We start from the raw sequence: 12,920 nt of genomic DNA, 5'->3' as shown, positions 1-12,920 counted from the left end.
GGGAATCAGGGGACAGACCCCGGCATCCTCCGGCTCATTTTCTCGCCACGATGAAGGCGGCCTTGTTTACGCCCGGCCGCCAGCAGTCCTCGATCTTGAATCCGGCGCGTTCGAACTCGCCCTTCAGCTGGCTCAGCGTTAGCGACGAAATGCTGGGCAACAGTGGCAGTGCGCGAAACACCGGCGCCAACACACGCATCGGCCACGAGGCGTCCCCGATGCAGATAGTGCTCGAGATGAACACCCCGCCCGGTTTGAGCAAGTGATGCACCCGGGCCAGGGTCTGCACCCGACCCGGCAACAGGTGGAGGACGCTCATACCCAGGATGACATCCCAGCTACCTGCCGGGCTGTCCAACTCGGCCAGTGTGGCCTGGGCGAAGGTCAGGTTGGTCACCCCGGCGGCACCAGCTTTTTCGCGGGCGATTTCGAGCATCCGCGGCGAATAGTCAATGGCATGGACAAGCGCCACATGCGGGGCATGGAGGATGGCGGTAGAACCGGTGCCGCAACCGAACTCCAGCACCCGGCTATCCGGCCGCAGCAAGGCCCGGGTCTTCTCCAGCTTGGTCTCATAGGACGCCTGATCTGGAATTGGCATCCTGGCGTAGCGCTTGGCCAAGCGATCCCAGAACCAGGAACGCTTAAACATCCTCAATTCCTTCCTGCTCGCCTGCCGCCCGCGCCTGTTTTTCCCGCAGTCGCTTGTTCTTGTCTTCGCTGCTGGTAAAGATGTAGCGACCGGCCAGTTCGCAGCCCTTCATGCCCGGGTTACAGACGAGGTCGTTCACCTTGGTGCACAGTCCCTTGACTTCATGCGGGCAGCCCCACGACGACATGGCAGTCTCCAAAGAAAGAGGCGGCGTGGAAGCCCGCCAAAAACGCGAGAGGACAGTCACGCGGTCAGGTGAGCGCTGATCAACTCCCTGGTGACTGCGCAGGTGCGATCTCAGATTCGATTCGGCCCAACCATCCCGGGTGCCTATAGTCAACTCGCGACAACACGCTACGGCACCGCGCCATTGTAGCCTGCTGGCGTCCAACGACTACCCGCGCGGTCCAACGCCGCCATTTCGGGACCCCTCCCCCAATCACGGATAGATAAACGGCGAGGGGCGATGCGCTACCAGTCGCCGCTACTCCAGTAACAACATGCCACCCAGCCCCAACATCGTCATGCTGATCAGCGAGTCGAGGACGCGCCAGGAGGAGGGTTTGGCAAACAGCGGGGCCAGCAAACGCGCCCCGTAACCGAGCGCAAAGAACCAGACAAAGCTCGCAGCGACAGCTCCCGCCCCAAAAATCCATCGTCCCTCTTCTCTCTGGCTGGCCAGCGAGCCGAGAAGGATCACCGTATCCAGATAGACATGCGGATTCAGGAAGGTAAAGCCGAGACAGGTCGCGAGCGCAACGCCGAGCGGCACGCCCGGCCCGGCGTCGAGGATGAGTTGTTCCGGTTGGAGGGCGCGCCGCGCCGATGCCAGTCCGTAGAGGAGCAGGAACACTGCCCCGCCATGGCGAGCGAGGCTGAGAAATACCGGCTGGGCTTGGATCACTGCCCCGAGTCCCGCAATCCCGGCCGCGATCAGCAGGGCATCGGCGCTGGCGCAGATGAGCACAAGTGGCAGGATGTGTTCGCGCCGGACGCCCTGGCGCAGCACGTAGGAATTCTGCGCACCGATGGCGACGATGAGGACCGCGCCCGAAAGGAATCCGGCAATCAGGTCAGCTGGCATGAATTGTCAGTGAAGTGGGCAAGGCCGTCAGCTTATGGCGCGCCACAAAACAAATACAGTTAAACTGCGTAAGTATTCATTAGATTTTCTAACCCATGAAAATCGACAACGCGCAATTGGCGGCTTTCGCCGAAGCCCTCCGCGAAGGCAGTTTCGAACTGGCAGCGCGGAAGTTGAACGTCACGCCATCGGCGATCAGTCAGCGGATCAAGTTGCTGGAGGAGCGCATGGGGCAGGTATTGATCCAGCGCTGCACGCCCTGCCAGGCGACTGCCGCCGGACGCCTTCTGTTGCGCTACGCGGAAGAACTTGCCCTGCTGGAATCCGAACTGCTCGTGGAACTGGGCGTCGCCGATGCCGGCGCCACGTCTGCCGTGCGCATTCCGATGGTGATCAATGCCGATTCGCTGGATAGCTGGTTCCTCGAGGTGTTCGATGCTCTGGGCGCCAGCACGGCCATGACCCTGGACCTGCGGGTCGAGGATCAGGATCACTCGATGGTTTTGCTGCGTGAAGGCTCCGTGATGGCAGGCGTCAGCGCCAATGCCAAGGCGATCCAGGGCTGCCGGGTCGAGCCACTCGGCGTCATGCGCTATCTGGCGCTGGCCTCACCCGCATACGCCGGGCGGCACTTCGCCGCCGGGCTCAATGCCGAGTCTCTGAACGCCGCCCCGATGTTGATGTTCAACAAAAAAGATGGTCTGCAGCAGGTCTTTCTGGCCCGTCTCACCGATGCCGTCATCAAGCCACCGACGCACTACGTCCCCACCACCCGATCCTTTGGTGAGGCTGTGTTGCGCGGCATGACGTGGGGAATGATCCCGGAACAGCTGGCCGAGGCGCACCTGAAAGCGGGGCAACTCATCGAGCTCGCTCCGCAGCATTGCTTGGACGTTCCACTGTTCTGGCATCGTTGGCGAATTGCTTCGTCGGCGCTGGAGGCCCTTAGCCGACTGGTGCATAAGGCAGCAAAGAAGGCGCTGCGCCAAGAGTAAACGATTTGGTGATTTCGTCTGAGAGAAGCAGTCGTCATGCTGACAGCGGCGGCCAGGGCGGGCTGGTCAAAGCGGTCAGAGTGATTGCAATTTACAAATCACTCTGGCTCCCAATGGCACTACCGATTTTGGACTTGACTCTGATTCGCACGCCGATCTGCAGAAAACATCACATATACTCTGGTCCTTACCATTGAATCTGCTACTCTCCATTCGATGTTTTCCCGCATTCAGACCCGATATTTCCGCTGCCTCAAGGCGGTCAACCAGACCCTGCGACCGATCCAGGCTCTGGTGGGACCAAACGCCAGCGGTAAGACGACGTTTTTGGATGTCATCGGTCTGCTTAGCGATCTCGTACATGTGCACCCGCGTGGCACCGTGCGTGAAACGATCCTGTCGCGCAGCGCTAATTTCGACAAGTTGATCTGGCAGGGGCCAACCGAGAACCTAGGGTCGCGGGCCGCGTTTCAGCTGGCTGTAGAGGCGCCGATTCCTGCCGGTGTACGTGAGCGTATGGCCGAAGACAAGCAACGCTATACGTTGGTCCGGTATGAACTGGAAATTGGCCTTGATGCGCCTACGGATGAGCTCGGGCTGAATCACGAGACCTTGTGGTTGCGCACGGCAGACTTGGGGACACCTGCGCTGCAGCGCGACATGTTCCCATTTGTTCGTGACGATGCGCCATCCATTTTCGTCGGAAAAGGGCGCCCGGGTTTCAAGGTGGTGATGAAGAAGACACCTGGCGGTAACGACAACTACTACACCGAAGGGGCAAAGAAGTCGTATGCACCGTCCTTTCGCCTCGGGCGAACCAAGCTGGCGCTGGCTCACATTCCAGCCGATGAGGACAACTTCCCAGTCAGCTCGTGGTTCCGGGATCTGCTTGAGACGGGAGTGCAGAACGTCGTACTCGACAGCCAAATCATGCGTCAGCCGAGTCCGCCTGGTCTCGGGCAGCGTTTTCAAACCGACGGCTCGAATCTGCCCTGGGTGATTGCCGAATTGCGCCGCGACCGGCAGCGTTTCGGAGACTGGCTTGAGCACGTGCGCACTGCCCTGGAGGATATCGTCGACATTGACACTGTCGAACGCCGAGAAGACCGACACCGATACCTGGTTATCAAATATGCAAATGGCGCCGAGGTTCCATCGTGGCTGGCGTCCGACGGAACTCTTCGACTCTTGGCTTTGACCATTCCGGCCTACCTATCGGATCTGAACGGTGTGTTCCTTATCGAAGAACCAGAAAACGGTATCCATCCTCGTGCTATCGAGACGGTCATCCAATCGCTCTCGTCAATCTACGATGGGCAGGTGCTCATTGCTACGCATAGCCCGGTAGCTCTGAACATGCTGGAACCCGCCCAGATCCTGTGCTTTGCCAAGGACGCGGCCGGAGCCACTGACATCGTTGCAGGCGACTGCCATCCGGCGCTACAGAACTGGAAGCAAGGGCGGCCCGATCTGGGAAGCCTTTTTGCTGCCGGTATTCTAAGCTGAGGTGGCTTTGCAAGACTTGGTCGTCTTGGTGGCTGACAAGAACATGCAGTTCGCGTTGCAGGGTGTTCTGGCACGTCCGCAGGCTTTGGGAATTCGGCCGGTGACTTATGTATTTCGTCCGCATATGGGCCGTGATGGCGGCGTTCGCAGCACCGGCGCTGAGTTGTTGGCAAGCGAAGCGCGTCGTTTTCGCCACGCCCTGATGGTCTTGGATTTTCATGGCTGCGGGCGGGAGGATGAATCCCCACTGATGCTCGAGGCCACTCTGGATCTCGATTTGCAAGCGGCGTGGGGCGAGCGCGCCAAGGCCTTGGTGATTGTTCCTGAGGTCGACGTCTGGCTGTGGGGTGCGGACAACGCTCTGCGCGAAAGCCTAGACTGGTCGCAGAATACCCCCATTCGCGATTGGCTGCGTGTCAGAGGTTTCGAGTTCGGAATCGACGGCAAGCCACGAATGCCGAAGGAGGCAATGCAACTGATTTGCCGAGAGCAGAAGCGCCCGAGGTCGTCGGCGCTTTACGAAAGAATTACCAAACGAATCAGCCTTAAACATTGCACTGATCCAGCATTTGGGCGCTTGCGAGGGCAACTATCGGCTTGGTTCCGCGTTTGACGGGACTAGCTCCGCAACCAAATGCAATCGCGGTCACTCGTTAGCCGGCTGCAGCCAGAAGGGTGAGCGAATTCTTTCGCGCAGTAGCCGTAATATCCGTGCCCTGGTTTTCAATCTTTCGATGTCGGAAGTAGTTCGCACCAGTCACCCATCAGGATAAAACCGGTGGCCAACGTGTTGCGGACGGTTCTGCTCGGCGAAATTGCCGCGCTCGGCTACCGTGGCGGCATCAGCCAATTGCGCGCCTTCCTGCGCACGATCCGGCTGCAGGCTGCAGCCGATCCGGTCGTACGAGCGAACAGGGGTCTCAGAGCGGTCGACGGGATCTACGCGGCTGCGCGGCACCTTGTCGTTCGCGCCGGTACGTTTCATCGGCGGACAGCTTGCTCACCCGCTTCTTCTGGCGCTGGCAGCAAGGCTGGCTTCCCTTCGCCAGATGGCTACGTACGGTGTTCACCGCGCAGCCTACTTCGGCAGCGATCTTGCGCAGGCTGAATCCGTGCTTCCTTAGTACTTCGATTTCCACATACACCTCCTTCGTGATCATCGGCGCCTCAACAAATCGCCGATCTTCTCAAGTCGGTGTATCAACTTACATTCGCTGCTGACAGACGTCCCCTACCTGCCGATCAGCACCAGGACGCCGCGCCCGCAGACGCCGTAGTTCGATCCTTCGACACCCACGAACTCTTCGCTGCCGGGGGCACGAACCTGGCCCGTGCCTTCGGCCCAGGTGCAGGTGTCGGTGACGCGATGCCACTTGCGGTTGGGCCCGGGCCAGGGCAAGGTGAAATTCACCTCGCCGCTCCAGGCGTTGTAGGCGACGTAGATCGCGGCGGCGCTGTCACCCAGCTCGCTGCCGTCGATGCGCCAGGCGATGGCGCGCTTGTCCGGATCGCCGAAGTAGGCGCTGTCGCTCATGCTGCCGTCGGGCTTGAACCAGCGCAGTTGCTCCATCACGTTGCCGTTGTTATCGACGCTCGAATAGAAATCGAGCGGGCGCAGCGCCGGGTGCGCCTTGCGGAAGGCGATCATGCCCTTGGCGAAGGCCTGGAAGTTGGCTTGGTCGCTGTTCCATTGCCAGTTCAGCCAGTTGGCGCTCGAATCGAGATTGTAGGGATTGTTGTTGCACTGCAGGCTGCGCAGTGACTCGTCGCCACCGCTGATCATCGGCACGCCAGCCGAGAGCATCGCCAGCGCCAGGCCGTTACGGGCCGCCTTGCGCTGTTCGGCGGCAACGCCGCCCTGGTCCCAGCTATGGTTGTTGTCCTCGCCGCCGTCGGACGGGCCATGCGGCCATGGCTGGCTGTTGTTCTTGCTGTTGCAGGCGTACAGGTCGCGCAGGGTGAAGCCATCATGGGCCACCAGGAGGTTCACCGAGTTCCAGGGCTTGCGGCCATTGTTCTCGAAGAGATCGGCGGAGCCGGCAAAGCGCGTGGCCAGTTGGCCGGTGGTAATCGGCGCGACGCCGAGCTGGTTCTGACTCTGGCGCAAGGTGTCACGATAGCTGCCGTTCCACTCTGACCAGCCGCTTGGGAAACCACCGACCTGATACGAGTTGCCACCGATCGCCCACGGCTCGGCCACCAGGTCCACCCCCGTGCCGCCACCGGCCGGGCGCGGCGGCAACTCGCGCACGATGCGGTTGAGCGCGTTGCCGCTGGCCATCTTGTCGAAGTTGAAGCAGCCGACTTCGCAGGTATTGCCGAGTACCGAGGCGAGATCGAAGCGGAAACCGTCGACGCCCAAGGTGTCGCGCCAGTAGGCCAGGGAATCCACGATCAGGTTCTGCGCGATCGGGTTGTGCGTATTGAAGTTGCCGCCGACGCCGGTGTTATCCCAGGTGGACTGCAGGTCGCTGGTCAGCGTGTAGTAGGCCGCGTTGTCCAGCCCGCGGAAGCTCAGTACGTTGTAGGTCGCCGTGTCTGCCGATGACCAGGCGCCGCCTTCGCCGGTGTGGTTGTAGACGACATCGATCATCACCTTGATGCCCTGGTCGTGAAAGGCCTTGACCATCTTCTTGAATTCGCGCGTCGGCCCGCCGGGGCTGCGGTCAGAGGCGTAGCGACGATCGGGGGCGAAGTAGTTGAGGGTCGAATAGCCCCAGTAGTTGTCGTCCGAGGTGCTGTCGGGCACGACATCATTGGTGTCGTTCTGGGTTTCCTGTACCGGCAGGAACTCGACCGCGGTGATCCCCAGGCTCTTCAGGTAGGCCGCCTTCAGGCCCGCACCGCGGTAGGTGCCGCGGTAGGCGGCCGGAATACTGCTGTCGTTCATGGTCAGGCCACGCACATGCACCTCGTACACCACATCGTCCTTGAAGGCGCGCGTCGGCCTGGTGCCGACGGACTGCCTGTCGCCGGCAAGCACGATCCCCTTGGGGGCGAGGCTGCCGCTGTCTTTCGTACGATGGAGCGGTCCCGACGCGTACAGCGTGCCGTCGAGGTTGGTCGGGGTCAGCGGGTCGTGGCTCAGTTCCCGGGCGTACGGATCGATGAGCAGCTTGTTCGGATTGAAGCGGTTGCCCTGCGCGTCGACATCGCTGACGAAGCCAAGGCCAGAACCCTTGCTCCAGCCCGCGTCATAGGGCCAGTTCGGGCCCCAGGTGCGGTAGCCGTAGTACACCGGCCCGCTGATTCCGGCGGCGGCCAGTCTGGCACGGGAGACCGCCGTCGACCAGACGTCCCCGTCGCCGCGCGTGAGCGGAATGCGGGCCACTTCCGAAGTGCCGCTCGCCGAGGAATACAGCCACAGCTCGATGCGCGTTGCGCGCGACGAGGAGACCTTGAAGGTGATCCGGCTGCGGCTGGCATTGTATTTCGCGCCGAGTTGCGACGCATCGATCGCGGCCGAGGCCGGGGCGGTGCTCAGCGCCACGCCACAGAGCGCGGCGCAGAGGACATTGCGGACAAAACGCATGGCCTGTCTCCTGGAATGTCACTACAGGGCTTGACTGCGCCGTCGGCACGGGCCCGCCTGCCCGAGGAGCAACTGGCAACTTACGGTTGCCGCTACCGGTGCTCCGATAGCTCTCCTGGACGGCATTGGAACCGTCGCACTTCGCGGTCTTGTGCTGCGCCGCGGCGTTGCCCCGGTCAAACGGTCAAACGGTCAAACGGCCAAAGCAACGATGACCGGGGTCAGAGCGATTTCAATTTTCGAATCACTCCGACCCCGTCAGTTACAAGGTGCCGCCAGCTTTGATGTTCTTGCGCCACCGCAGGCGGAAGGCAACAAACCGGGCTCCAGATTTCACTAGCTAGGGTGCCGGTTCGCGCGGTCCAGGGTCGACGTCAGGAAAAGGAAGGGGTCTAGCGAACCACGAGTACCGAACAGTTCGCGTGACGGACTACCTTGGCGGCGGTCGAGCCGAGAAAATAATCCTGCAAGCCGGGCCGATGTGAAGCGATGATGATCAAATCGGCCTTCTTCTCCTTGGCCACATCGAGGATGGTGTCGTAGGAATGGCCGGTTCTTACAGCGACATCCATGTGCATACCACTGGCTTCGGCTATCGCTTTCAGTTCCGCTTGCGTCGACTCGACGGACTTCTCGAGCAGACCTGCCGGCAGGTCGATCGCTGCCCAGTTCGGAATGTCTTCCACCACATTCAGCAAAATGATCTTCGCGCCCTCCGCGCCGTAGCGCGCGGCGAGGTGGACGTTTGCCTTGCCTGCGGCGACGTGTGCCATGTCGATCGGTACCAGAATAGTCTTGTACATGTTGATACTCCTCTGCTCTTCGGCTTGAATGAACCTGCGAATAGACGCGCATGCAAACTTCATCGGCAAGTATCACCGCGCAAGCCACCACAGTCAATCGCGGATTCTGGGCATGCAAATGTCCTGTGGTCAAAGGGGCCGAAGGCCGTCGATTTGATGGCTGAGGGCCTGGTGTCGCCAATGCTGCCCGTCCGACAGACTTTGCTCATTCGCATCACGGTCGCGATGCCAGGCGCCGCAGGGGGTGGGTTTTGGCGCGGGTTCTTGACGGCCCCCGCGGCCCCCGCGATCACAGCGTCAGCGCTTATTCGGCTATCCGCTGGAATATGGCTGTCCAAACCACGGCATGCGGGTGAGGCTCCATGTAGCTGATTTCCAGCTTGTCCGGTCCGATTATTCTGCCGAACATGAGGCCGTAATCCTCGATCTCCACCATTCGAACGGTTTGGCCGTCCGACTCGATCGTACCGATGAACGGCTCGTTGGCCTCTGGCATATCCACGCCGGCCACGTTCCCGCCTTGCCCGCGCAGCTTCTTCCAATGCTTGTTGCCCTTGATCAGCCCTCCATCTGGCGTTTCAATCTTCAAGGTCATTTCAAGCACAGACTACACCAACTTCCCATTGATCGGCCGCAAGTTCCGCACTTCCGCCTTCCAGGTCCCAGAGATATCAGCTTGCTGGGCGCTTGCCCCACCCGCCAGCAGGAGCAGCGTCACGAGCGCAGTGAGAGCATTTCTTAGCGTGTGCACTGGTCTCATCCTTACTGGGTTGGGGAAGGTCTGCGCAAAGGCCAGGAAATCCACTGGGCTTGCGGCGAGTGTGGCGGACGCCGGGTGCAGCCGTCAATCGCCGACTTTTGGCCGGTATGCGTTGCGAGTTGTCGTTGGCGTCTATTTTTCTATGGTAATCGGCGTGTCTTGCGAGCCTGCATAGAACACCAATATCTCTGCCGGGGTACTCCCTGTGTTCTTCCCGAAGTGCCATTTGTTCACCAGCTCCACGATTGGATCTCCCGCTTTGAGCACCAGCTTTTCGTTGTCTTCGGAGGTGACAGTAAGCTCTCCACTTAACAGAACGCCGGCATTGATCACCAGGTGTTCGTGCATGGGTAAAACCGTCCCGACTGGAATTGTTATGCGCAAAATAGTTACTTCAGGGCGGCCTTTCGGGTATGCGGGCAATGGCGTTCCGTCCCAGCTTGAGCTTGTTTTAGCCAGCCTATCCACCGAAACGCCGGCGGGGTAATCGGCTTGAACCGGGCCTGCAAACACCAATGCCAGCAATAAACCGAGAAAGACTTTCTTCATGCTTGTTCCTTTTTTTTAGATGGTGAAACGCTTAAATTTAACTGTGGTGCCAGTCCGCTTGCTTCCGGATGAGCATGTCGCGGATCGCTTGAGTTGTAGCTTTCCCTCCTCCCGGAAACTGGCCTGGAAATTTGTTCATGGTACCCGTTGTAGGTAGGTAGGGTGGAGCGCTAGCGCTTGATACCGGCAGCGCGCAGGGCCAACCGGAGCGCTCGACGCCACGGAACATCCTCGCCGCGTACGCGTTGAAGGTGCAGTTCACGCCATTCGGATACAGTCGATTGCCCGCCGGGCCCGTGCACCGGGCACCATCTTCAGCGAGCTGAAAATCAGCCGCAACGAGGCGTTTGGCCTTCTTTTCCTTGGGAGCCTGTGTCCCACAGCGGATCGGGCTTTTGTTTATGCTTCGCCTGACCGACGTATGCCAAGCACGGCATTACGGCAATCGCTGCACCGCCGCGACTGCCGCATGGCCAATGCCGAGTCGATAGACGGCGCCCATGTTGAGGTCGTCGCTGATCGGCAGCCCCTGGTAGCCCCAGTTCTGGCGCAAGAGCCCTTGTACGACGGCTTTCGCGAGCGGCGCCGGCCATAGCGGATCAACCTCGGAAATGACGACGTGGGCCAGCATGATCGCCGCACCGGTTTGCGCTGCGCACCGGAACGGCCGCCAGTCGGTGCTGGCGAGCAGTTCGACCGGCTTCTCCGTCGCCGTCAATGCCGTTGCCGCCGGCCTGAATGGGCAGCCTTACCTCGACGAAGCCAGCCAAGCCAGCTGTTGCAATGCCTCCTCGGCCAACTGACGGGTCAGATCACGGGCACCCATCTCTCGGCCAAGACTTGCCGACTGGCCCGACCACAGCGATGAAAAATCGCTGACTCCCGCGGCTTCAGCTTTCGCTTTCAGCGGCGCCAGTGCATTGCCGGCGGTTGGGAACGCCGGCGTCACATCCGACATCGGCCCCACCTCGCGCATGATCCGGTTCATCAGTCCCCGCGCTGGCCGGCCGCTGAAGACATTGGTCAACGCCGTCTGATCGTCACGCGCCGCGCGCAGGGCGGCGCGGTGCAGCGGACTGATCAACGACTCCGGAGTGAACAGATAGGCGGTGCCGATTTGCACCCCCGAGGCCCCCAGAGCGAATGCTGCCGCAATCCCTCGCCCATCGGCAATGCCCCCGGCCGCAATCACCGGTACGGTGACCGCATCGACCACCTGCGGCACCAACGCGAGAGTGCCTACCTGCGTCGACAGCTCATCTGTCAGAAACATCCCTCGATGACCGCCTGCTTCATAGCCTTGGGCGATGATCGCATCGCATCCGTGTGCTTCCAGCCAACGTGCTTCTTCAACGGTGGTCGCGGAACTCATTACGAGGCATCGTGAGGCCTTCACGCGCCTCAGCAATGACGGCTCAGGCAAGCCAAAATGAAAGCTCACAAGCTCCGGCTTCTGCTCCTCGACAACTTCACACATCGCCTCATCGAACGGCGCACGAACGACGGTTGGTGGAAGGGCTGAGGCGTCCAGGCCCAGTTCGCTGTAGTACGCCGCCAGACGCGCCCTCCACGCCGCCACTTGCCTGGCGTCTGGCTGGGCCGGCGTGTGGCAAAAGAAATTGACGTTGATGGGCTTTGTCGTGTGCTGGCGGATGACACCAAGCTCTGCGCGGATCTTGTCCGCATCAAGCATGGCGCAAGGCAGCGAGCCCAGCCCGCCCGCTTCACTCGTCGCCACCGCCATCGCCGAACCACTCGCCCCGGCCATTGGCGCCTGAACGATCGGCAGTTCAATGTGCAATAAATCAAGCAGTCTGCGATTCGGCCACATGTCATGTCCTCCCTGGCGAAGATCAAAGTGGTCAGCGACATTTCCTGTATCACCTTGCCGACATTCTGCCTCTATTTCGTTTTTCCTCTTTCAATCCGAAATGCGTTGGCCCCGGCGACTCGCTGACGAGAAAATAGAAAGGTATCACTCTCACCCTTTCGAAAAAACCTCGATGCCAGGTGCGTGTGGCAAGGGAACGGCGCAGAAAGATCGCAGTTTGACCATTTGTTGTTACCCGTTTGGATCTGTGGGAGTGTCGGCGCTGACCCCGCCGGCTCCGCTGTTGGGCGTCACGTCATAAATGTGAAAGTCGCGCACGCGACTCACGAGTCTCCCTTCACCCCACCGCGGGAGAAGGGTCGGAGAAGAGGGGGGACGGTCATGACTTTCATGATCTGGGGTATCTCGCCATGTCATGACCGTTAGCCCGGAATCTCGGGTTCGACGAGTGCGGCCAGCTGGGAAAGTGACTCCTGCCAGCCGAGGTAGCACATTTCGACGGGGATGACCTCAGGTATTCCTTCTTGCACGATGGTGATTTCCGTGCCGCAGGACACGTTCCTCAATGCCACGGTCACCTGAAGCTCCCCGGGCAGGTTGGGATCGTCGAATTTGTCGGTGTAGCGAAGGCGTTCATGTGGAACGAGCTCAAGGTACTCGCCGCCGAAAGACTGCCCGTTGCCTGAACTGAAGTTCGTGAACGACATCTGGAAGGTGCCACCGACACGGGCATCCAGGTGGTGAACCTTGCAGGTGAACCCGCGCGGCGGAAGCCACTTCGCCATGGCGTCGGCGTCCAGGAAGGCCCGATAGACACGCTCCGGTGACGCACGGAGCACGCGATGCAAGCGGACGGTACCTGTTGGCATTTGTGATTCTCCTTTCGATGCACGGTTCAATCTGAATGTGGACCGAGGTTCCTGCCGTGGCCCTACAACGTGTGTCGTGACGCTCAACGTTGGAAAAGCGTAGGAAAAGGGTCAGAGTGATTTAGCGTTGGAAAAGGGTCGGAGTGATTTGAAAACGGCAATCACTCTGACCCTTTCGATCACCTTCGATCGCCGGGGCGTGTTGCCAGGGGAAGGTCGCAGAAAGATCGACGTTTGTCCAGTTGATGTCGTCCGTGAGGCGGTGTTGGAATGTGAGGACTGACCCCGCTGGCCCTCGCGTAGGCGCAAAAGTCGGCGCTGACGAGACGGCGATAATTG

14 protein-coding genes and 1 pseudogene are annotated in these 12,920 nt (G+C 60.5%); 3 read left to right on the top strand and 12 right to left on the bottom strand.

The annotated features are described in order from the left end of the window. Window positions 1-34: 34 nt before the first annotated feature. The 3 genes from RUW20_RS03870 to RUW20_RS03860 form a co-directional block, all read right to left on the bottom strand. A complete protein-coding gene (locus RUW20_RS03870) occupies window positions 35-652 on the bottom strand; it encodes a class I SAM-dependent methyltransferase (protein ID WP_313950881.1) in 618 nt (205 codons plus the stop codon). After that, window positions 645-839 (bottom strand): hypothetical protein, encoded by a 195-nt coding sequence (locus RUW20_RS03865; protein ID WP_313950880.1) that lies wholly within the window; start codon window positions 837-839, stop codon window positions 645-647. The genes RUW20_RS03870 and RUW20_RS03865 overlap by 8 nt, the downstream gene beginning before the upstream one ends. A 297-nt stretch (window positions 840-1,136) precedes the next feature. Further along, entirely contained in the window at window positions 1,137-1,736 is a 600-nt protein-coding gene (locus tag RUW20_RS03860; RefSeq protein ID WP_313950879.1) for a LysE/ArgO family amino acid transporter, read from the bottom strand. A 95-nt stretch (window positions 1,737-1,831) separates the two neighbouring features. Between RUW20_RS03860 and RUW20_RS03855 the strand changes: the two genes are divergently transcribed. The 3 genes from RUW20_RS03855 (at window position 1,832) to mads4 (ending at window position 4,850) form a co-directional block, all read left to right on the top strand. Further along, window positions 1,832-2,731: a LysR family transcriptional regulator ArgP gene (locus RUW20_RS03855; protein ID WP_313950878.1), complete on the top strand. Its 900-nt coding sequence runs from the start codon at window positions 1,832-1,834 to the stop codon at window positions 2,729-2,731. A gap of 216 nt (window positions 2,732-2,947) precedes the next feature. Beyond that, window positions 2,948-4,237: a methylation-associated defense system AAA family ATPase MAD3 gene (gene mads3, locus RUW20_RS03850; RefSeq protein WP_313950877.1), complete on the top strand. Its 1,290-nt coding sequence runs from the start codon at window positions 2,948-2,950 to the stop codon at window positions 4,235-4,237. A gap of 1 nt (window position 4,238) precedes the next feature. Beyond that, a complete protein-coding gene (mads4, locus tag RUW20_RS03845) occupies window positions 4,239-4,850 on the top strand; it encodes a methylation-associated defense system protein MAD4 (RefSeq protein WP_409559296.1) in 612 nt (203 codons plus the stop codon). 144 nt (window positions 4,851-4,994) lie between these two features. Here the strand turns inward: mads4 and RUW20_RS21625 are convergent, their stop codons facing one another. The 9 genes and pseudogenes from RUW20_RS21625 to RUW20_RS03800 all read right to left on the bottom strand — a co-directional run bounded on the left by RUW20_RS21625 (window position 4,995) and on the right by RUW20_RS03800 (window position 12,581). Then, window positions 4,995-5,222: a hypothetical protein gene (locus RUW20_RS21625; RefSeq protein WP_409559297.1), complete on the bottom strand. Its 228-nt coding sequence runs from the start codon at window positions 5,220-5,222 to the stop codon at window positions 4,995-4,997. Further along, window positions 5,182-5,397 (bottom strand): annotated as a pseudogene (locus RUW20_RS03835) (IS21 family transposase); the annotation flags it as partial. The pseudogene RUW20_RS03835 and the gene RUW20_RS21625, both read right to left, overlap by 41 nt. A 71-nt stretch (window positions 5,398-5,468) precedes the next feature. Continuing rightward, entirely contained in the window at window positions 5,469-7,769 is a 2,301-nt protein-coding gene (locus tag RUW20_RS03830; RefSeq protein ID WP_313950875.1) for an isoamylase, read from the bottom strand. Between the two features lie 392 nt (window positions 7,770-8,161). Then, window positions 8,162-8,572, bottom strand: a complete 411-nt coding sequence (locus tag RUW20_RS03825) for a universal stress protein (protein ID WP_313950874.1) — start codon at window positions 8,570-8,572, stop codon at window positions 8,162-8,164. A 304-nt stretch (window positions 8,573-8,876) separates the two neighbouring features. Next, entirely contained in the window at window positions 8,877-9,161 is a 285-nt protein-coding gene (locus tag RUW20_RS03820; protein WP_313950873.1) for a hypothetical protein, read from the bottom strand. Between the two features lie 303 nt (window positions 9,162-9,464). Next, on the bottom strand, window positions 9,465-9,881 hold the full coding sequence (locus RUW20_RS03815) for a cupin domain-containing protein (RefSeq protein WP_313950872.1): 417 nt from the start codon (window positions 9,879-9,881) through the stop codon (window positions 9,465-9,467). 436 nt (window positions 9,882-10,317) lie between these two features. Continuing rightward, window positions 10,318-10,599 carry a glycoside hydrolase family 3 N-terminal domain-containing protein gene (locus tag RUW20_RS03810; RefSeq protein ID WP_313950871.1) on the bottom strand — a complete coding sequence of 94 codons (282 nt, stop codon included), beginning with the start codon at window positions 10,597-10,599 and terminating at the stop codon, window positions 10,318-10,320. Between the two features lie 30 nt (window positions 10,600-10,629). Next, window positions 10,630-11,712 (bottom strand): nitronate monooxygenase, encoded by a 1,083-nt coding sequence (locus RUW20_RS03805; RefSeq protein ID WP_313950870.1) that lies wholly within the window; start codon window positions 11,710-11,712, stop codon window positions 10,630-10,632. A gap of 422 nt (window positions 11,713-12,134) precedes the next feature. Then, the gene (locus tag RUW20_RS03800) at window positions 12,135-12,581 is read right to left on the bottom strand and encodes an SRPBCC family protein (RefSeq protein WP_313950869.1); all 447 of its coding nucleotides are present in this window, start codon (window positions 12,579-12,581) and stop codon (window positions 12,135-12,137) included. Window positions 12,582-12,920: the final 339 nt, after the last annotated feature.

It is taken from the genome of Accumulibacter sp. (assembly GCF_032229525.1).
Lineage (GTDB): Bacteria > Pseudomonadota > Gammaproteobacteria > Burkholderiales > Rhodocyclaceae > Accumulibacter.
This window is presented reverse-complemented; position numbering and strand designations above follow the sequence as displayed.